General features: G+C 64.5%; 17 protein-coding genes. 12 read left to right on the top strand and 5 right to left on the bottom strand.

Annotated features, from left to right (window positions below):
* Positions 1 to 16: 16 nt before the first annotated feature.
* Positions 17 to 1,210: an agmatine deiminase family protein gene (locus RO07_RS16160; RefSeq protein WP_237171272.1), complete on the bottom strand. Its 1,194-nt coding sequence runs from the start codon at positions 1,208 to 1,210 to the stop codon at positions 17 to 19.
* 109 nt (positions 1,211 to 1,319) lie between these two features.
* Between RO07_RS16160 and RO07_RS16155 the strand changes: the two genes are divergently transcribed.
* A complete protein-coding gene (locus tag RO07_RS16155) occupies positions 1,320 to 2,204 on the top strand; it encodes a LysR family transcriptional regulator (protein ID WP_039412360.1) in 885 nt (294 codons plus the stop codon).
* A gap of 28 nt (positions 2,205 to 2,232) precedes the next feature.
* On the opposite strand, the gene RO07_RS16150 is transcribed toward RO07_RS16155, so the two are convergent.
* The gene (locus tag RO07_RS16150; RefSeq protein ID WP_052267384.1) at positions 2,233 to 3,588 is read right to left on the bottom strand and encodes an MFS transporter; all 1,356 of its coding nucleotides are present in this window, start codon (positions 3,586 to 3,588) and stop codon (positions 2,233 to 2,235) included.
* A gap of 125 nt (positions 3,589 to 3,713) precedes the next feature.
* Between RO07_RS16150 and RO07_RS16145 the strand changes: the two genes are divergently transcribed.
* From RO07_RS16145 to RO07_RS16125, 5 genes are all read left to right on the top strand, one after another.
* Complete coding sequence (locus RO07_RS16145) at positions 3,714 to 4,724, top strand: asparaginase (RefSeq protein WP_039412357.1); 1,011 nt, start codon at positions 3,714 to 3,716, stop codon at positions 4,722 to 4,724.
* Positions 4,725 to 4,743: 19 nt separating this feature from the next.
* Positions 4,744 to 5,454: a GntR family transcriptional regulator gene (locus tag RO07_RS16140; RefSeq protein ID WP_052267383.1), complete on the top strand. Its 711-nt coding sequence runs from the start codon at positions 4,744 to 4,746 to the stop codon at positions 5,452 to 5,454.
* A 370-nt stretch (positions 5,455 to 5,824) separates the two neighbouring features.
* Complete coding sequence (locus tag RO07_RS16135; RefSeq protein WP_084072647.1) at positions 5,825 to 7,711, top strand: methyl-accepting chemotaxis protein; 1,887 nt, start codon at positions 5,825 to 5,827, stop codon at positions 7,709 to 7,711.
* 206 nt (positions 7,712 to 7,917) lie between these two features.
* Positions 7,918 to 8,274, top strand: a complete 357-nt coding sequence (locus RO07_RS16130; RefSeq protein WP_039412355.1) for a GFA family protein — start codon at positions 7,918 to 7,920, stop codon at positions 8,272 to 8,274.
* Positions 8,275 to 8,558: 284 nt separating this feature from the next.
* Entirely contained in the window at positions 8,559 to 10,163 is a 1,605-nt protein-coding gene (locus RO07_RS16125; RefSeq protein ID WP_052267382.1) for a methyl-accepting chemotaxis protein, read from the top strand.
* Between the two features lie 224 nt (positions 10,164 to 10,387).
* On the opposite strand, the gene RO07_RS16120 is transcribed toward RO07_RS16125, so the two are convergent.
* Positions 10,388 to 11,881 carry an acetyl-CoA hydrolase/transferase family protein gene (locus tag RO07_RS16120; RefSeq protein WP_039412352.1) on the bottom strand — a complete coding sequence of 498 codons (1,494 nt, stop codon included), beginning with the start codon at positions 11,879 to 11,881 and terminating at the stop codon, positions 10,388 to 10,390.
* 193 nt (positions 11,882 to 12,074) lie between these two features.
* Between RO07_RS16120 and RO07_RS16115 the strand changes: the two genes are divergently transcribed.
* Positions 12,075 to 12,992, top strand: a complete 918-nt coding sequence (locus tag RO07_RS16115; protein WP_039412349.1) for a LysR substrate-binding domain-containing protein — start codon at positions 12,075 to 12,077, stop codon at positions 12,990 to 12,992.
* Here the strand turns inward: RO07_RS16115 and RO07_RS16110 are convergent.
* Positions 12,931 to 13,359 carry a hypothetical protein gene (locus RO07_RS16110; RefSeq protein WP_072637075.1) on the bottom strand — a complete coding sequence of 143 codons (429 nt, stop codon included), beginning with the start codon at positions 13,357 to 13,359 and terminating at the stop codon, positions 12,931 to 12,933. The two genes, RO07_RS16115 and RO07_RS16110, sit on opposite strands and share 62 nt — an antisense overlap.
* A gap of 546 nt (positions 13,360 to 13,905) precedes the next feature.
* Here RO07_RS16110 and RO07_RS16105 point away from each other — a divergent pair.
* Complete coding sequence (locus RO07_RS16105) at positions 13,906 to 14,172, top strand: hypothetical protein (RefSeq protein WP_039412343.1); 267 nt, start codon at positions 13,906 to 13,908, stop codon at positions 14,170 to 14,172.
* Positions 14,173 to 14,228: 56 nt separating this feature from the next.
* Here the strand turns inward: RO07_RS16105 and RO07_RS16100 are convergent, their stop codons facing one another.
* The gene (locus RO07_RS16100; RefSeq protein WP_039412340.1) at positions 14,229 to 14,855 is read right to left on the bottom strand and encodes a hypothetical protein; all 627 of its coding nucleotides are present in this window, start codon (positions 14,853 to 14,855) and stop codon (positions 14,229 to 14,231) included.
* A gap of 413 nt (positions 14,856 to 15,268) precedes the next feature.
* On the opposite strand from RO07_RS16100, the gene RO07_RS16095 reads away from it, so the two are divergent.
* The 4 genes from RO07_RS16095 (at position 15,269) to RO07_RS16080 (ending at position 20,524) form a co-directional block, all read left to right on the top strand.
* Positions 15,269 to 15,913, top strand: a complete 645-nt coding sequence (locus RO07_RS16095) for a cysteine dioxygenase family protein (RefSeq protein ID WP_174234880.1) — start codon at positions 15,269 to 15,271, stop codon at positions 15,911 to 15,913.
* Between the two features lie 284 nt (positions 15,914 to 16,197).
* Complete coding sequence (locus RO07_RS16090) at positions 16,198 to 17,550, top strand: MFS transporter (protein WP_052267381.1); 1,353 nt, start codon at positions 16,198 to 16,200, stop codon at positions 17,548 to 17,550.
* Positions 17,551 to 17,756: 206 nt separating this feature from the next.
* Positions 17,757 to 18,968: a multidrug effflux MFS transporter gene (locus RO07_RS16085; protein WP_039412336.1), complete on the top strand. Its 1,212-nt coding sequence runs from the start codon at positions 17,757 to 17,759 to the stop codon at positions 18,966 to 18,968.
* A gap of 92 nt (positions 18,969 to 19,060) precedes the next feature.
* A complete protein-coding gene (locus tag RO07_RS16080) occupies positions 19,061 to 20,524 on the top strand; it encodes an IS1182 family transposase (protein WP_039412334.1) in 1,464 nt (487 codons plus the stop codon).
* The last annotated feature ends 56 nt before the right edge of the window (positions 20,525 to 20,580 follow it).

The following is a 20,580-nucleotide window of genomic DNA, read 5'->3' as shown; positions in this document are numbered from 1 at the left end:
GGGCAGGCGCGGCGAATCAAACAGGTTGCTGCTGCGTCGTGCAATGAATTCCGCCGCCGGCGGCGGCGATGCCGTCAATGTCGACTTGCACGATCTCGCGGCCGGGGAAGAGGTCGCGCAGTTTGTCGCGCGTGTTGCGGTCCGTTCGACGGTCGCCGAATTGCGGTGCGATCACCCCGCCATTGCACACGTAAAAGTTGACGTATCCGGCGGCAAAGCCGTCCGATTCATACGCCACGCGCACGCTGTTCGGCGCTGGCAGTACAACGATTTGCAGCTTGCGGCCGGCGGCGTCCGTCGCCTGACGGAGGATGTCGAGATGACGTCGCGTAACGGCGTAATCGTAAGAGGCCGTGTCATCGTCCAGATGCACGACCACGACACCCGGTCGCACGAAGCGCGCGTAGAAATCGGTGTGCCCGTCGGTAATGTCCTTACCCATGACGCCTGGCAGCCAGATGATCTTGCGCAGGCCGAGCAGGTGCCTCAATGCCGCTTCACACGCCGACTTGCTCACGCCCGGATTGCGATTGGGGTTCAGCACGCAACTCTCGGTGAGGATGGCTGTCCCGTCGCCATCGACTTCGAGCGCGCCGCCTTCGAGTACCAATCGCGTACTGACTTGCCGAATGCCCGCTGCTTGCGCGACGGAGCGTGCCACGGCCGCATCGTGCCCGTGTTCCTGCTTGTCACCCCAGCCGTTGAAATTGAAATCGATGCCACCCTTGGCGTGGGTGTCGCCACCGCCGTGTGAGCGGACGAATACCGGCCCCGTATCGCGCATCCAGATATCGTCGACAGGCTGAACGATCAGATTCACCGCGTCGCCGCATTTGCTCTGCGCGATCTCGTAGTCCTCCTCGCGCACGAGCATGTTGACCGGCTCGAAGCCGCCGATGGTTTTGGCGACGCGAGCGAGATCGTCCTGCGCAGCCGCTTGCAGGCGACGCCCCCAGAGATCCTCGCTTGGCCCGAACGCCATCCACGTCGCCGCATGAGGTGCACCTTCGTCCGGCATGACCCATCCCGTCGCGCCGTGATCAATGCCCTCGACCGACAGGGCGCTGTCCGCAAATCCGTGGTCCCGCGCTCCCGCGAGCCACGCGGCCACCGACGCCTTAAGACCAATTCTCATAAACCCTCGCCTTGCTTCCACCGACCCGATTCTCTTGCTGGATGCCGCACCGAATGATGTCGCCAGCGACCGCATGTGCGTCGGCGGTCAGGCAATTCGCGCAGTTTGAGGTTCGTGAGCAATAAAGAAAAGCGAGTTTTATTGCTAATATTGATCAATTTTCCTCATATCTCGGACGAACCCCATGAGCCACCCGCGCATCCCTTCATTGAAGCTGCTCATGGGCTTCGAGGCGGCTGCCCGCCATGGCAACTTCTCGCGCGCGGCCGACGAACTGCACATTTCGCAATCGGCGGTGAGCCATCAGGTGCAGCAGTTGGAGGAGGCGATAGGGCAGCCGCTGTTTCGGCGCGTGGGCCGGGGCGTCGAGCTGACGGTTGCCGGCGAGGTGCTTCAGCGTAGCGTGCAACGCTCCGTCAAGACACTTCGCAGCGGCCTCGGGCGCATCGCGACATATCTCGATCCCGGTCTCGTCGTCATCGTCGGTCCGGCATCCTTGCTGCATGGCTGGCTTGGCCCGCGCATCGAGCAGTTGCAAGCCGACAATCCGACGCTGTGCCCGATGCTGTCCACCGACACATCGGCGCGGTTCATCGACGAAACCGACATCGACATCGCGCTCGGCGACCGACCGCTTCAGCAGGCCGGCGTTCTCGAAGTGCCGTTCCTGCAGGACGAATGGGTGATGGTGGCCAACGAAGCGTTGGCCGCGCGGCTCGCGAATGTCCCATTGGCGCGCCATGCACATAAGGTGTCGCTGATCTGTCTGGAGGAGAGCTTCACGCGCGACGAAACGGCGCCGCTCTTTCTCGACCTGCTCGCCCCGTATCGCAAGCGCGCCATCTACGACGACGAGCGCCTGTTGCTCGACGCCGCCCTGCGCGGTCATGGCATCGCCTGCATTTCCCGTCTTCTCGCGGACGAAAGTCTGCGGCAGGGGACGCTGTCCATCCTGGCCGGCTACCCGCGCGTGGCGGGCCCGACCTGGTGGATCTCGCGTGTGGCCGGCGAGCCGCGCTCACCGGCCGTGCTGCAAGTCTACGACTGGCTGATGGCGCAGGCCGGATAGCCGCGCGCCATCGCTTTCGCCGGCACCGTCAAGCCGACGCCGTCTTCGCATCGCGGCGACCGACGTCCGGGCCCACGCCGGGCCGCACCTGCAACATCGCGAAAACGCCGACGGCCGTCGCCACCGCCGTCGCAATGAACATCGACGAGTAGCCGTACTTGGCCGACAGAATGCCCGCGAGCGTGGGGGCAAGCACCGACGCGATGTTCGCGATGAAGTGCATCAACCCGCTGAATGTGCCCACGCGCGACGGCGCGGTGTCGATCACGACCGCCCAGTACACGGAGTTCGGCAGCGCATTGAGCGCGTTGCCCAGCGTCATCAATGCGATCACGGCCCACACGCTCTGCGCCTGCGAGACCATCAGGAAGCACAGTGTGGTGCAGGTGAGCGCCGCGGCGGCGAACCAGCTGCGTGCCACGACGAGCTTGCCGGTCCTGCGATACAGCCAGTCGGAGATGCGTCCGCCGAGCAGCACCGTCACGCAGGCGCCCGTCCACGGAATCATGCCCACATACCAGAGCGACGACAGCGTGAAGTGAAACTCGTCGGCGAGATACTTCGGGGTCCACGTCAACAACATGAAGTTCACGTAGATGAATGCGAAGTAGCCGATCGAGTTGAACACCAGGGTCTTGCTGCGGAAAAAGCTCCACCACGGCAGAGCGCCGGCCGCGGCGGCGCTGGTCGCATGCTGCGCCGGGCGTCCTTCCTGAATCAGCGCCAGCTCGGCCGCATTCACGTGCGGATTGTCTTCGGGACGGTTCGTGTAGACACGCGCGAACAGGGCGATCAGCACGAAGCCGGCCACGCCGAGCACGATGTACATCGTGCGCCAGCTATCGGTGAGCAACAGCAGGCCGACGGCTACCGGCGCCGTGAGAAGGGCGCCCAGCGGCGTGCTCAACAGCCCGATCGACACGGCGAAGCCGCGCTCGGAAGGCGAGGCCCATGCCGACATCGTCTTGTTGATGATGGAGTAGGCCGGGCCTTCCGCGAAACCGAACAGCACGCGAATGGTGGCGAAACCGGTCAGCGCGGAGCCGCCGAATACCGCCACCCCGAGGTCGCCAGCCCAGATCATGGCAATCGCGAAGGCCGACCATGCCACGCCCGCGATGACCCACACCTTCTTCGCGCCCAGCCGGTCGGCAAGGGCCCCGCCGAACAGCGCGCCGAACATGTAGCCGTAGCCGAAGTAGCCGAGCACGGCTCCCCAGCCGGCGCGGTCGAAGCCGTATTCCGACGTGATCTGCCCGGCAGAGTATGAAATCGCTCCGCGGTCGATGTAGTTCACGAGTGCGATGACCACGATCAGCGCGAATACCGCGAATCGGTACCGCGTCGCGGCGACGGCCGGGTGGGCCAGTGTGCTTGGTTGCATGACGTCTCCTGAGTGTTGGGCTGAGTGTCCGAAGGGCTGTGAAGTCCCCAATGCCCTTCGCAAACGATTGTCGATTATATATAATGCACAATGCATATCAACGGAAATCGAAAATCCTGCCCACCATGCCCAATTTGCTTCCCCTGGTTGCCGTCGGCTCGCTCGGCGGCACGATCAGCATGACCCCCTCCGACGTCGCCGGTGGCGTCGTTCCTACGCTCGACGCCACGCAGTTGGCGCGTTCGGTGCCCGGTCTGTCCGAAGTGGCCGCGATCCGCACGGCGTCGATTCGCCAGTTGCCCAGCGCGTCGTTGCGCTACGACGATCTCATGGAAGCGCTCGCGTGGGCGGAGCGGCAGATCGCCGAGGGCGCGAGCGGCGTCGTGCTCACACAAGGCACCGATACCCTCGAAGAAACGGCCTTCCTGCTCGATCTGTTCTGGACGTCGCCCGCACCGCTGGTGATCACCGGCGCCATGCGCGCCCCGCAGGCGGCCGGCGCCGACGGTCCCGAGAACCTGCTGGCGGCGGTGCGCACGGCATCGCATCCAGAGAGCGTCGGCCGTGGCGTACTCGTCGTGATGAACGACACCGTGCACTACGCGCGCTGGGTGAGCAAGGGCGATGCGCTGGCCGTGCAGGCGTTCGTGTCGCTCGATGGCGGCGTGGCGGCAAGGCTGGTGGAGGGGCAGCCGACGTACTTCCATGCGCCGGGTGGCCGCGCGCAACCCCTGGCGCGGCCGGTGCGTCCGTGGCCGAAAGTGGCGTTGCTCACAGCGGTGTTGGGAGACGACGGGGAGCTTGCCGAGATGGCGGTGCAAGCCGGCTACGAGGGCGTGGTGATCGCGGCGCAGGGCGCCGGGCACGTGTCGTTCGCATTTGCGGAGCGCGTCGGTGCGCTCGCGCAGCAAGTGCCGGTGATCGTGGCGAGCCGGGCAGCCGGGGGCTCGACCGCGTCGTCGACGTATGGCTACGTCGGCGCGGAAATCGACCTTGTGAAACGCGGCGCGCGCATGTCCGGATGGCTGTCGGCGCTCAAGTCGCGCCTGCTCGTGACGGCGCTGCTCGCCTCGGGCGTGGCGCCCGCCGTGCTCGGAGACGCGCTGGCAAATTGGAGTAAACTCACGCGTCGATAATTTACCTACGGCCTTCCCCTTGAAAAGCTCGTCCTCCGCATCGGCCGCCGTGTCCGGCACGTCTGGCCGTCGCCGCCTCACGGCTTATCAATACGCCATCGAGACACTGCGCACCGAGATTCTGCAGGGTCGATTGAAGGCGGGGGACCGGCTGCGGCAGGATGATCTCGCGCGTCGTCTGGAGATGTCGACGACGCCGGTGCGTGAGGCGTTGCGCACGCTGGTCTCCGAGGGGCTCGTGTTCTTCGATGTGCATCGCGGCGCCGTGGTGCGCGGGCTCACGATCGACGACGTCAACGAGCTCTACCGCCTGCGCAAGACACTCGAGCCGATGATGGCCGAGCAGGCGATGGCCACGATCCGCGACGAGGATATCGCGCAGGCGCAGGCGCTGCATACCGAAATGCAGGCCACGACCGATGTCGTGAAATGGACCGAACTGAACCAGGCGTTCCACGCGGCGCTGTGGGCCTCGCAGGACAATTCCCGCCTGGCCCACCTGATCAAGACGCTGCGCGACGCGTCCGGCCCTTACATCGCCCTGTCGCTCTACATGCGGCCGGTGCACGTCGACGTGAGCAATCAGGAGCACCAGAAGATGCTCGACGAGTATCGCGCCCGCGACGTGGCCGCGGCGCGCCGGCACACGGAAGACCATCTCGACGCCACGCTGCGCATCATCGTCAAGGCCATCGAGCAGTCCGAGGCTGAGGCTACGGCCAACGGCTGAGCCCGTCGACGGTGTCGGCGCAGCCGTTGCCAAGTCGTGCGCCGACCGTATTGCCGCATCGCCGCTCCACCATTTCGTTGCATTGATCACCGGCAAGTGGTCGCATCGCCACGTCGCGACATCGACCGACGGCAGGCCATTCGCATCCCTGATCTTTCGCTATCCGTAATGTCTGGTGAGGTCCGGTAAGGCGCCATGCGCGCTTTCGCGGCAAATTCTCATCCGATTCGCTGTGATTCCCGGGTTAACACCTAAAGTTCTCGCTGCGGCAGCCGTAATTGCTAGGGTGGAACCCCACCCTCGTGGAGCCGGTGGCCTGGGCGCCGGTTTCTGTTTTTGACCCCCCTCGCCACAGGCCCGTCCAGACAGCATGACAGTATCTTCGCTTAGAACACGCATCATCCTGATCGCGTGCGCCACCGTAATCGGGGCACTGATTCTCTCCGGCATCACCACCTACCTCATCGTGCGCAACAGCATGATGTCCACCATTGCCAATACGCTCGACGCCGTCGCGCGCGGCAACACGCTCGCCGTCGAACGCTGGGCAGCCGCCAAGGGGCAGTCGGTCGTCGGCACGGCCGCGGCCGTGGAAAAGGGCGAGCAGGGCGTCGCGCTCACGAAGCTGCTCGGCTCGACCAACGGCTTCCCGATCTCCAGCATCGGCTGGAGCGACAAGTCGTATTTCTCCAGTGGTCCCACGCCGCCCGACTACGATCCGACCATCCGTCCCTGGTACAAGGGCGCCACGGCGGCGGGCAAGCTCACCGTCGTCAAGCCGTATGCCGATATCGCGTCGGGCAAGCTCTACGTATCGTTCGCCGCGCCAATCCTGCGCGATGGCCAGACGCTGGGCGCCGTGAGCGGCGCCGTGCCGCTCGACGCCGTGCAGGAAGTCGTCAAGGCCGTGCATCCCACACCGTCGAGCCTGGCGTTCGTGGTCTCGCGCGACGGTCTCGTGATCGCGCACCCCGACGAGAAGCTCATGCTCAAGCAGTCGAACGACCTCGCCCAGTCGCTCACGCCCGATGCCCTTGCCGGTCTCGAGCGCGCGACCGAGCCGATGGAAGTCGAGCTCGGCGGCGCCGCGAAGCTGCTCAAGGTGCAGCCGGTGCCGGGCACCGACTGGCTGTTCGTCGTGGCACTGGACAAATCCGAAGCGACCGCCGGCCTCTCGCGCGTGCTGAGCGCCACCATCATCACGCTGATCGTGCTGACGTTGTGCGCCATCGGGATCGCGAGCTTCTTCACCTCGCAGGCGTTCCGCCGTCTGTCGCAGGTGCGTGACGCAATGGACACCATCGGCTCCGGCGGCGGCGACCTGACGCACCGTCTCGACGTGGTCGGCAACGACGAAGTCGCGCAGATTTCGCGCTCGTTCAACGCATTCGTCGACAAGATCAGCACGGTCATGCTCGACGTGCGCGCCGGCGTGAACGGGATGACCTCGGCGACCAGCGAGATCGAGATGGGCAACCGCGATCTTTCGCAGCGCACCGAAGCCTCCGCCGGCACGTTGCAGGAGACGTCGGCGGCGCTCACCGAACTCACCGCCAGCGTGAAGCAGACGGCCGAGGCCGCCGAGCACGCCACGCGTCTCGCGAACGAGGCCAGCGAAGCGGCAGGGCGGGGCGGCGACGTCATGACGGGCGCGGTCACGACCATGAGCGAAATCGCTCAGTCGTCCGAGCGCATCACCGAGATCATCAGCGTGATCGACGGCATTGCGTTCCAGACCAACATCCTTGCGCTCAACGCCGCGGTCGAAGCCGCGCGTGCCGGCGAGCAGGGACGCGGCTTCGCCGTGGTCGCCGGCGAAGTGCGAACGCTCGCGCAACGCAGCGCTGCCGCGGCGCAGGAAATCAAGACGCTCATCGAGGCGTCGGTGCAGAACGTCAAGAGCGGCACGCAGCGCGTCAAGGTGGCCGGCGACACCATGGGCGAGATCGTCGACGGCATCGCTCGCGTGCGCCGTCTGATCAGCGAAATCCACAGCGCCATGACCGAGCAGAGCACTGGCATCAGCCAGATCGATCGCAGCGTGGCGGAAATGGATCAGTCGACGCAGCAGAACGCCGCGCTGGTCGAAGAGTCGGCCGCCGCCTCGGCGATGCTCAGCGAGCAGGCTCGCAATCTGGCCGAGACCGTGGCGCTCTTCCAACTGCGCGAGCACAGCCGCCATGGTGTCACCGTGATGCGCAGCTCGACGGGCGCGCCGCGCGACCCGCGTCGCGACGAGCCCGCTCTCGCCGCCTGACCGGACAACGCGCCGACCGTTTCTCTCTCGTAGTCCTGCAGCGAGGCTGGCGCACGCGCCGCCACTCTCGCCTGCCCGCCCGCCGGAATTTGTCGCACAATAGACCGCATTCCGGCGCGGCGTCTTCTCCTCCCGAATTCCCCCTTTCATGCCCGACGTTCGCCGGTATCGTTTCGATCTTGCCGACAACGTTCAGGAGACACGACATGGCGACTCAACAATACGAAGGCGGATGTCATTGCGGCGATTTGCGCTTTTCCGTAAATATTGATTTGTCCAAAACAATTGCGTGCAATTGTTCAATCTGCAAAAAGCGCGGACTGATTATGGCGTTTGCGCCGATAGCCGAATTTACTCAGACGGCAGGCGTGGGAAAAGCGGTGGAATATCTTTTCAACAAGCACGTCATTCACCATCAATTCTGTCCGAAATGCGGTGTCGAGGCATTTGCATTCGGCGAGATGCCCGATGGGGCAAAGATGGCGGCAATCAACGTGCGGTGCCTGGATGACATCGATCTCGATACGGTGCATCCGACGCCGTTCGACGGCGCCAGCCGGTAATGGTCAATGCGGCGTGGGCGACGCCGTTTCCGACTGCGCGTCGTTATTCGAACGGGCAGCGGAGAATAATATCCGAATTAATATTTGGTTTAATAGATGAAGAAATATATGGAGTCGGATATTGGCGTGCGGTTCGATGTCGAGGTAAAAATCGTCGTTTTTGAGATGCTGTAATTTTTCCCAACCCCAATCCGTGAGAATCGATGCTTTATTGACTCAAGTTTGTTGAATGGCTTTCCGTTAAAACATGCGAACTTGAGCGTTTATCGCATTGGGGAGTCGGCATGAAATTCTTGGGTAGTCTCAAAATCGGTACACGGCTGACCGTGGGGTTCGCCATCACACTGGTTCTGCTGTGTATCGTGGGCGGCATGTCCGTGTTCCAGGCGTCGCGCATCTATGCCGGCACCCGCGATCTTGCCGATAACTGGCTGCCCAGCGTGCAGACGCTTGGCAACGCGCAGGTGGCGGCGAACACCGCGCGGCGCGCCTCGCTCGCCAGCCTGCTCACGACGGTCGACGGCTCGCGTGTCAGCGAAAACAACAAGCGCGCTGCCGCCATCGATCTGATGAACAAGACGCTCGAGAGCTACAACAGTCTGGTGGTGTCCGACGAAGACCGTCGCGCGTACGACGCCGTGCGCGAGGCCTGGGCCAACTATCTGGCGCTCGACAACAAGGTTGCGGAACTGGCCAAGGGGGACGAGGCCGCGCAGACGCAGGCGCGCACGCTCATCATGACCGATGCCGTCAAACTGTTCGAGGTGCTCAATCAGAAGGTGAACGAGCATGTGGCGGTCAATCGGGCGGGGGCGGCCGCGGCTGGCGAGTCGGCCGCCGCCAGCTACCACGCGGCCTTCGTCGCCACCGTCGTGCTGATTCTGCTGGCGCTGGGCGTGAATATCGTCATCGCCCTCGTCATCACGCGATCGATCACCGTGCCGATCAGCCGCTGCGTGGACATCGCCGAGACGGTCGCGCGTGGCGATCTCAGTTCGCGCATCGAGGTGCAGGGGCGGGACGAACTCGCGCAGCTGCTCGGCTCGCTGCGTGACATGAACACGAAGCTCTCGCAGGTGGTCGGTCAGGTGCGCAACAGCAGCGAGAGCATCGCCACCGGTTCCGCGCAGATCGCCGCAGGCAATACCGACCTGTCGTCGCGCACCGAGCAGCAGGCCGCGTCGCTCGAGGAAACGGCGGCGAGCATGGAAGAGCTGACCACGACGGTCAAGCAGAATGCCGAGAATGCCGAGCAGGGCAATATGCTCGCGTCCAACGCGTCGCAGATCGCCGTGCGCGGCGGGGACGTCGTGCGTCAGGTGGTCGATACCATGCGCGAGATTTCCGATGGCTCGGCGCGCGTGGCCGACATCACGAGCGTTATCGAAGGCATCGCTTTCCAGACCAACATCCTGGCGCTGAATGCCGCCGTGGAAGCTGCGCGCGCGGGCGAACAGGGCCGCGGCTTCGCCGTGGTGGCGGGCGAGGTGCGCACGCTCGCGCAGCGCAGCGCCAACGCGGCGAAGGAGATCAAGGAGCTGATCGATGCCTCGACGCGTCAGGTGAACCAAGGGGAGAAGCTCGTTGCCGAGGCGGGCAGCACGATGGACGAAGTGGTGCACGCGGTCAAACGCGTCACGGATCTGATGGCCGAGATCGCCGCGGCGTCGACCGAGCAACGCACGGGCATCGAGCAGGTCAATCAGGCGGTCATGCAGATGGATGCGGTCACGCAGCAGAACGCCGCGCTGGTGGAGGAAGCGTCCGCCGCCGCGCAGTCGATGGCGGCGCAGTCGAGCGGCCTGCGTGAGCTGGTGTCGATCTTCAAGCTCGACGGCGCGGCCAACCAGGCGCATCTGGCGCAGCAGGCGCCGCGACTGAGCGCTTGAGTATCTGAGGGGCTGAGCGTCGGAACGGCGCACGCCTTTCGTCGACGCAATAAAAAGCGGCTCGCCTGCGCACGCCGGCGAGCCGCGAATGCCTGGGCGCGCTCACCCGCGCCAGGCCCACGGGACCGCATGCGTCCCATGTTCTCGCACCCCGGCGCGACGGCGTCGTCGATCGATGTCCGGCAAGGCGGACAGCTTTCGTCAACGTTCGCTGTCTTTCGCCATCACCCCGCCAGCATCGAGCCGCGATCGCGCAGATTGATGTGCATCTCGAACGCGCGTTCCAGTGCGTGCGGCGTGTGACCGGCATAACGCTGGGCGTCGCGGTAGTAGTCGCGCAGCACTTCGCGATAGCTCGGGTGGGCGCAGTTGTCGATCACGAGCTTCACGCGCTCGCGCGGCGCCAGCGTGCGCAGATCCGCGAGCCCTTGCTCCGTGACGAGGATGTCCACGTCGTGCTCGTTGTGGTCGACGTGCGGCACCATCGGTACGATGCTCGAAATCCGTCCGTCCTTGGCGACCGACTTGGTCGCGAAGATCGCCATGCGCGCATTGCGCGCGAAGTCGCCCGATCCACCGATGCCGTTCATCATGTGCGTGCCGCCCACGTGCGTGGAGTTCACGTTGCCGTAGATGTCGGCCTCCAGCGCGGTGTTCAGCGCGATGAGTCCCAGGCGGCGGATGACTTCCGGGTGGTTGCTGACTTCCTGCGGACGCAGCACGAGCTGGTCGCGATAGCGCGCCAGGTCGCCGAACACTCGGTCCTGCACCGACTGCGACACGGTGATGGACGAGCCCGAAGCGAACACCATCTTGCCGGCGTCCATCAGCTCGAACGTGGAGTCCTGCAGCACCTCCGAATACATGGTGAGCTGCTCGAACGGCGAGTCGACGAAACCCATGAGCACGGCGTTGGCGATGGTGCCGATGCCGGACTGGATCGCGGGCAACGTGCGCGGCAGGCGCCCACGCGAGACTTCGTGCTGGAAAAATTCGATGAGATGGCCGGCGATGTTCCGCGTCTGCGCATCCGGCGGCAGTGCGTTCGAGGCGCTGTCGGGCGTGTGCGTGATGACGATGGCCGCGATCTTCTCGGGAGCGATCTTCACGGCGCTCGTGCCGACGCGGTCGCGTACGTCCACGATGGGCAGCGGATCGCGATGCGGACGCTGCCCGGGAATCCAGATGTCGTGCATGCCTTCGAAGGCGAGCGGCTGCGCGAGGTTGATCTCCACGATCACCTTCTCCGCGAGAATCGCGAAGCTCGCCGAATTGCCGACCGACGAGCTCGGCACCAGGCCGCCGTCCTCGGTGATGGCAACGGCTTCGATCGCCGCCACGTCGAGCTTGCCGAACTGACCGGCGCGCAGGAATTCGACCGTCTCGGACAGATGCTGATCGACGAACATCACCTCGCCGCGATTGATCGCGCTGCGCAGCGTGGTGTCCACCTGGAACGGCAGTCGCTTGCCGAGCACGCCGGCCTCGGTCAGCGTCTTGTCCGAATCGTGCCCCAGCGACGCGCCGGTGATCAGGGTGATCTTCATCGGGTGAGCCTGGGCGCGTCGCGCCAGTGCCAGCGGCATGTCCTTGGCGTCGCCGGCGCGGGTGAACCCGCTCATGCCCACCACCATGCCGTCGCCAACCAGCTTGGCCGCGTCGTCGGCGCTCATCACCCGGTCGCGCAGCGACGCCAGGCGGATGCGGTCTTCAAACATCGTGAGGCTCCTCGTCTCTCTTATTCGAATCTCGTGAATTCTTCGCGTGGCCGCAAACGATGCACCTGGCCACGCTCGACTCGAAGTGTATTGACCCGTGGATCACATTTCCAATATATTGAACAATTGATTTTCATACTTTTAATGTATTGCCGGCGCGAAGCCCTGCGGGGCCGGGCAGACAGGGGTAGTCATGGAATTGCGGCATTTGCAATATTTCATTGCGGTGGCCGAGGAGCGTCATTTCACGCGGGCGGCGGCGCGCGTGGGCATTCAGCAACCGCCGCTGAGTCTGCAGATCCGGCAACTGGAAGCGGAGTTGGGCGGCCCGCTGTTCGTGCGCTTGCCGCGCGATGTCGCGCTGACCGAACTCGGCGAGGCGTTTATGCCGGAGGCGCGTCAGATCCTGGAGCGCGTGGCGCGGGTCAAGCGCCGCATGCAGCAGATCTCGCGAGGCGAAGCGGGACGCATCCGGATCGGCTTCGCCGGTGCAACGTACTTCGAGCCGCGCATCCCGGCGTGGATTCGCGACTTCCGCGCGCAGTATCCCGACGTGCAATTGCATCCGCAGCAGAGCAACACCGCGAGCCTGTTGGACGCGCTGACGGAGGAGGCCGTCGATGCCGCGTTCGTGCGCACGCCGGTGCACGTGCCACCAGGCATCGAGATGCTGCCGGTGGTGGATGAACCGATGGTGGTGGTGCTGCCGCTGGGTCATCCCATGTGTGCACGAAAGCGTGTGCCGCTCGCCGCGCTTGCGCAGGACGAGTTCATTCTGTTGCCACGGGAGATCAGTCCGGCGCTGTACGACCGGACGGTCGCCGCCTGCGAGGCGGCGGGATTCCAGCCGAAGCTGGGGCAGGAGGCGCCGCAGATCACTTCCATCGTGCCGATGGTGGCCGCGGGCTTCGGGGTGTCGCTGGTGCCGGCGTCAGTGCGCCAGATCCGCACGCCGGGCATGGGCTTCTGGCCGGTCGAGGGCGACGTGCCGCGCGCGCCGATCAGCCTCGCCTACCGTACGGCGCACGGCTCGGCGGCGCTGGCGAAATTCATTGCGATGTTGCCGGCAGATTCGCCAGGCAGTGACGGCAGCGCACCGCCTGCCGCTTGATGGTCTCGGCGCAATACGGGCACGCGGTTTCGTCGACGGCATGCGTATGGCCGTCGTAGCCGCGTTGCCGCGCGCTGGGCAGTGCGTCTTCGCGTGTGGGCACCCAGCCGTTCGCGCGCAATCTGCCGATGAGCAGCGGATGGATCATCAGCGAGTAGAGCAGACAGGTGAGCGGTAGCGAAATCGCCAGCGCCGACTCGCGCCAGAGCAGTGCCGGGCCGATGGCGAGAAGGGTCCAGATGAGCGCGTGCCAGGCAAAGCCGTACGCCAGCAGGTAGAGCGGTCCGAGGAAGAACGCCGCGACGCACGACATATACGTGATCTCGACGACATCCCCACTCGCTGGATTGCGAAATTTGAGTGTCATGGCGAAGCCATGGGAGGAAGCGTTGGGCGTCACATTACCCGAGCACCGACCCCCTTTCGTCCCACTGGCCGTCGCGCGCGATGCGCGTCCGATGGGCGTTTGACGTGGAGGGGCACGTGCGGCAGCCACGACTTCGCGCATTCCATTGTCTGGCAACCCGATGCATTGCCCATGCCGCTGCGTCAGGTCGTGCGCCATGCGTTGACGGAAATGCACGGCCGCGCACAGGAAGGCGGGTAGCGGTGGGGCTGGTGCGTCGTCTGGTCGAGGGGGGCGTCTGAGGGAAAGCACGAACGGTCTGTCGACTGTCGGCAATAAATATGCGCCGCATCAGGCAAATTACCGAGAATAACGACATCGATTCGGAACTACAGTGAAATCACCGTGGTCCTGATGTGCCCCCGACCTCCACGGACTATCCGGCTCGCCGCATTGGCGGGCCGTTTTTTTTCGTGTGCTTGCCGTGCATTATGAACATGTTACGATTTCCGGAAAAACAGCATTGGTCCGGCAGTCCATAGCTGTCGCTTTATCGAAGGGGGACATGTGACTCAATCATTCCGTTTTTCCTGGCACTACGTCAGCAGCACGCCGCCTGGGCGTCCGTTCGATCTGGAGGGCGCCGTCACGCCACGCGCCGACGATCGCTTCGACGGCGCCGTCGACGCCTATTGCGACGGCAGCTACATAGGACGTTGCGAATATTCGAGCATCGAAGCCGACGACGCGACGGGCGCTGCCGAACAGATTCGCAAGCGTATCGAGAAACGCATCGAGGATCGTGTCGCGCGCGAGAACGCCACCGCTCACTGAGCGCGTGCTCGTTTCGGATTCGAATCGATCAGGAAGTCAGGCCGCAGGTGTGCCGTTCAGCGCCAGCGATGGCAGCAACGGCCGCCCCAGCCACCCCAGCCGCGCCCCCACGAGAATGAAAACGATACGTTGCTGATCCACGGCGACGGGGCGAACGATGGGTAATACGGCGCGTAGCCGCCATACACCGGATAGCTTGGGTAGGCGGGATAGGGGGTATAGGCCGAATAAGCTGAATAAGTCGGATAAGCGGAATAGGCCGGGTACGGCACGTAGCCGGGATCTGTTGCATACGGAACGGACGGCTGTGCATTCGTAGCAGCTCTCGGCGCGGGCGGCGGCACATAGTCCGGCGGCACGGGCGATCCATTCGGATAGACAGGCGTGCGCGAGGACGGCGCGGCCTGCGGTCGGTAATCCGGTGGCACCGGCGAGCCGTTCGGATACGTTTGACGCGCAGCCTTGCCCGGCGGCGGTGGCGCAGCGGCTTTCACCGGTGCGGATGTGACGCTCGGCGTCGGCACCGGCGCAGTCGACACATCGGTTGCGCCGGGCGCGGCGCGCATCGCCTGCGGGGCGGTGGGCGTCGGAGACAGCGTCAGCGCGCCTCCCGGATACTGCACGACATAGCAGCCGGCAAGCGGCAGGGCACAGAGCAGGGCGGTGAGCGGAGCGATCTTCATGCCGGCGAGTGTAGCGCAGGAGTGCGCATCGCCCGCAGGGCAAGCCCAAGCTTCGCACCGCGAATGCATTACGATCCGTTGGTCGATTGTTCGTCGGGGAAGATGTACAGGCAAAAAAAACGGCCAGCGCGTTGCTGGCCGTGAAATCCACCAGGAGGAGGTGGAGGAGACAGGTGCAACTATATCAGGGAAATCCCTAGACGGGTAAACCTCTGGCAAAAAAACTTGTAGAAAAACCACAACTGCGACAATTCGTCGCTTTTTTGCATCATCGACACCTGTTTCCCCGCCCGATATGGCGTTACGGCGCACGCACCGAGCATCGCGTCACCGCTCGGATGGAGAAAAACCACAAGTCTGGTACGCAGGCGCTAAAGTCGAGGCCGCGCCCGCCGCCGTTCGAGGAGATGAGCATGACGTTGCCCGCCATTCCGCCACGCCCGGTTCACGCCGTCGACGCGATCCGCTCCGAGGGCACTCCGGACGCCCTCGCGCCCTTGAGAACGTTCGTTGCGGCCATGACGCGCCTGGTGGCGCAGACATCGGACGAAGCCACGTTGATCGCCGAAGGCCGCACGGCACTGGCTGCCCTCGTTGCCCGCGACGACTGGTTGCCCGACGCCTGCGCCCGACCCGATCCCGAGCGCTACACGCAGTACTGCCTCTACGTCGACCCGCACGCTCGCTTTAGCGTGGTGAGCTTCGTGTGGGGGCCGGGGCAGTCCACGCCGGTCCACGATCACACCGTCTGGGGGCTGATCGGCATGTTGCGCGGCGCCGAGGACTCGTTGCCGTTCAGCGTGTCGGACGATGGCCGCCTGCAGGTCTCGGCGCAACCCGTGCGCTTGCAACCGGGCGACGTCGAAGCCGTCTCGCCGACGCTCGGCGACATCCACCAGGTGCGCAACGCCTTCGACGACCGCGTGTCCGTCAGCATCCATGTGTATGGCGCGGACATCGGGCGCGTGGAGCGTTCGGTTTATCTGCCCGACGGCACGCGCAAGCGCTTCGTTTCGGGTTACGCCAACGCCGACGCCCCTGTGCTCGTCTCCCTCTGAGCGCTGCGCGCCTTTCTGTGGCACGTGACGGGAATCGCCGTGGGAGCGACATCAGATCTAAGTGTTTACACCGAGCAGTGATTTACGTTCGGCAATATAAACTTCCGCAAAGCGTAATTTGACGCGAGAGAGGATGGGAGCGTCCCATCCTCCGACCCAGCGCGCGAATGCCTTGCCGGCCTGACGGGGGGCGGCAGGGGGCCCAATGCGAGGCAACGACAGAAGACGCCGGCGCCTCGACCGGGACGCAATGCCATGAAGTTGCGAGAATGTTTGGAGACAGGATGAAAGCAGCAGAAGTGAATGTGGGTGCGTTGATCGACGAGAGTCGCCTCGGGCCTTATCAGTGGTGGGTGATTGTGTTGTGCGCGATGTGCCTGGTCGTCGACGGTTTCGACGTGCAGGCCATGGGCTACGTGGCGCCGGTGGTGATCCGCGAGTGGGGCATTGCCAAGGAAACGCTCTCGCCGGTGTTCGGCGCGGGACTGTTCGGCATGCTGGTGGGCTCGCTGACGTTCTCGGCGCTGGCCGACAAGCTGGGCCGCCGCCCGGTGCTCATCGGCGCGACGCTGTTCTTTTCGGTGTGCATGATCGTGACCGGCTTTGCCAACACGATCACCGAACTCGTGGTCTGGCGCTTCGCCGCCGGTCTGGGGCTGGGCTGCATCATGCCCAACGCCATGGCGCTCGCGGGCGAGTACAGCCCGCGACGCATTCGCGTCTCGCTCATGATGATCGTGTCGTGCGGCTTCACGCTCGGCGGCGTGGTGGGCGGCCTGATCACGGCGGCCATCATCCCGAGCCTGGGCTGGCGCGCCGTGTTCTACATCGGCGGCGCGATTCCGCTGGTGCTCGGTTTCCTGATGTGGGCGTCGCTGCCCGAGTCGATCCAGTTCCTGATGTTCAGGAAGAGCGACCGCGCGCGCATTCGCAAGCAGTTGATGCGTGTGGCGCCCGCCGCGAACATTCCCGTCGATGCGAATTTCGTGCTCGACGAGCAGAAGGCCAAGGGCATGCCGTTCGTGGAACTGTTCAAGGACGGCCGTGCGCGCGTGACGTTGCTGCTGTGGGTCATCAACTTCGCCAATCTGCTCGACATGTACTTCCTGTCGAACTGGCTGCCGACGGTGATTCGCGACGCCGGCTACTCGACGCAAGTCGCCGTGATGGCCGGCACGGCCCTGTGGGCGGGCGGCGTGATCGGCACGTTGTTGCTCGGTCGAGTGATCGATCGCGTGGGCTTCACGAGTGTGCTCGCGGTCACGTTCCTCATCGCCATTGCGGCCACGGCGGCCATCGGCAACCCGGTGGTGATGGTGTCGATGGTGGCGGTGTTCGTTGCGATCTTCTTCGCGGGCTTCTCGATCATCGGCGGTCAGCCGGCGCTCAATGCGCTGGCCGCGACGTACTATCCGACGTCGCTGCGCTCGACGGGCATCGGCTGGAGCCTGGGCGTCGGTCGCATCGGTTCCGTGCTGGGCCCGGTGCTTGGCGGCGCGCTCATGCATCTGCAGTGGTCCTCGTCGTCGCTGTTCCTGGCGGCGGCCGTGCCTGCGTGCGTGTCGCTGATCGGCGTGCTCGCCATTGCCCGCACGCAGCGCGGCGGCGCAAGCCTGCGCGCCGCGACAGCCAACTGATGCGCCCGCCGTTGGCATAAGCAGAGGTTAGTGCTGCCATAACGATCGAGTATGAAAATGCAACGCCCGCCGGCGGTATCATGGCGGGCGTTGTGCCATTTGCCGCGGCAGTGCGGAATACGCAGGCGGTTTCAGGTCTTGCCGCGTCACGGCACCCCGGCTTCACCTCAGGCGCGGCGTGCATCGCGGCGCTCACCATAACGACAATGACATCGACGTCCGAACTTTCTCCTGCGTTGCCTTCCGAGCGGGTCTTGCTGGGCATTCTCGGCTTGTTCATGATGATTGCGCCCGCCTCCACCGACATGTATCTACCGGGGCTTGTGACGATGCGTCACGAGTTGGGGGCGAGCGCGGCGGCCGCTCAGCTCACGCTGTCGTACTTCTTTCTCGGCTTTGCGTTCGGGCAGTTGTTGTGGGGGCCGCTCGCGGACCGTTTCGGCCGCCGTCGCCCGATGGCGGCCGGCATTGCGCTCTACATTTTCGGCAGCATCGGCTGTGCGTTCGCCGACAGCATCGATCACATGATGATGTGGCGCTTCGTGCAGGCGCTCGGCGGCTGCGCGATGCCGGTGATCGCCCAGGCGATCGTGCGCGACGTCTATGGACCGCGCAACAGTGCTCGCGCGTTCTCGATCATGCTGCTCGTGATGAGCGTGGCGCCCATCGTCGCGCCGCTCATCGGCGGGCAGATGCTGCGCTTCACGAGCTGGCGGGTGATCTTCGCCATTCTGGCGGTGTTCGGCGCGGTGGCCATGCTCGCGTTGTGGCGCTTGCCGGAGACGGGGGCTGCGCATGCGCGCACGCAGGGCGGCCCGCGCGCGGTCGTCATGTCGTACTGGCATTTGCTGCGCGACCCGCACTTCGTGGGCTACATGCTCGCGGGCGGGGCGGTGTTCGGCGCCTCGTTCACGTACATCACCGGTACGCCGCTGGTCTACATGGAGTACTTCCACGTCTCGCCGCAGATTTTCGGCGTGCTTTTCGGGATCAACATCGTGGGCATGGCGTCGATGACGATGTTCAACTCGCGGCGTGTAGGGCAGATCGGCGCCTACCGGCTCATGCGCGTCGGCATCGTCGGCTGCGCCATCGTGACGACGGTGCTTTGCGCCACGGCGTGGCTGGGCATTGCGATCCTGCCGCTGATGGTGGCGTTGCTGTTTCTGTTCATGTCGTTGCGCGGCATCATCACGGCGAACTCGGTCGCCGGCGCGCTGGCCAACCATCCGACTCGCGCCGGCGCGGCGGCGGCGCTCGTGGGCAGTGTGCAGTACGGCCTGGGCTTCGCGGCGGGCGGCTTGCTGGGGGCGCTCAACGACGGTACGCCACGCCCGCTCGCCACGGTGATGTGCGGCTTCTCGTTACTCGCCCTCATCGCCATGCTGATGATGCGTCGCCCGGCGCAGTCGCACTGAACCACCAATGAACAAAGGGCGCCGTGGTGAACGGCGCCCCAGATTGCTGACAAACCCTCGCCAAGTGCGAGGGTTTTGTTTTTAATAGCGGGATGTTGAAGACGCCAACGCCCACGCAGCACGAACTCGAGATGGTGACGCTCGAGGAACTCGTGCCAAAGGACCACTTACTGCGCCAGATCGACGCGGCGGTGGATTTCGAATTCATCCGCGAGAAGGTCGCGCATCTGTACTGCGCGGACAACGGGCGGCCCGCGCTCGATCCTGTGGTGATGTTCAAGCTGCTGTTCATTGGCTATCTGTTTGGGGTGCGCAGCGAGCGGCAGTTGATGCGCGAGGTACAGGTGAACGTCGCCTATCGCTGGTTCGCCCGCTTTCGGCTGACCGACAAGGTGCCGGATGCCTCGACGTTCTCGCAGAATCGCCGACGGCGCTTCACGGACACGGCGGTGTACCAAGAGATCTTCGACGAGATCGTGCGTCAGGCGATCAAGCGTGGGCTGGTCGATGGTCGGGTGCTGTACACGGACAGTACGCACCTGAAGGCCAACGCGAACAAGAACAAGTTCGACGTGGTAAAGCTGGAGCAGACGCCCGCGGCATATACGCAGGCACTCAATGCCGCGGTGGATGCGGATCGGGCGGCGCACGGCAAGAAGCCGCTCGATCGTGACGACGATGAGCCGCCGTCGAGCAAGGACACCAAGATCAGCCGGACCGATCCGGACAGCGGCTACATGGTGCGGGACGGCAAGCCGAAGGGATTCTTCTATCTGGACCATCGCACGGTGGACGCGAAGCACGCGATCATCACCGATACGCATGTGACGCCGGCCTCGGTGCACGACAGCCAGCCGTATCTGGATCGGCTGGACCGACAGCGCGAGCGCTTCGAGTTCAAGGTGGAGGCGGTTGGGCTAGATGCGGGCTACTTCACGCCGGCGGTATGCCAAGGCTTGGAGGAGCGGGAGATTGCCGGGGTAATGGGCTATCGCACGCCGAACCACAAGCCGGGCCTGTTCTACAAACGGCAGTTCAAGTACGACGCGTATCGCAACGAGTATGTGTGCCCACAGGGACAGGCGCTGCCTTACAGCACGACCAATCGGCTCGGCTATCGGGAGTACAAATCCAATCCGAAGATATGCTGGCGCTGCCCGGTACGCGCGCAGTGCACGAACAGTGCCAACGCAGTGAAGGTGGTGACGCGCCACGTCTGGGAACGCGCCAAGGAGCGAGTCGATGCGCGACGTCTAACGCAATGGGGCCAACGCATTTACGCCCGGCGCAAGGAGACGGTGGAGCGCAGCTTCGCCGATGCCAAGCAACTGCACGGGCATCGCTATGCGCGCATGCGTGGACTACGCAAGGTGGCCGAGCAGTGCTTGCTGGCTGCGACGGCGCAGAACATCAAGAAGATCGCGATGCTGCTGGAACGGAGCAAGAAAAACGGGCTAGCGGGTCCTGATTGGCGCTTCGTACGCATCCTGCTGCGCCTGGTGAGCCGTTTGCCCAGCAGATTCGACTGCTCGCTCGCGGCGAGTCCGCAATCCTGATTCCAGAAAGACGAAACCCCTCGCTCCGAAAAACGAGGGGTTCGTCAGCAATCTGG

Source organism: Pandoraea pulmonicola (assembly GCF_000815105.2).
Taxonomy (GTDB): domain Bacteria; phylum Pseudomonadota; class Gammaproteobacteria; order Burkholderiales; family Burkholderiaceae; genus Pandoraea; species Pandoraea pulmonicola.
This window is presented reverse-complemented; position numbering and strand designations above follow the sequence as displayed.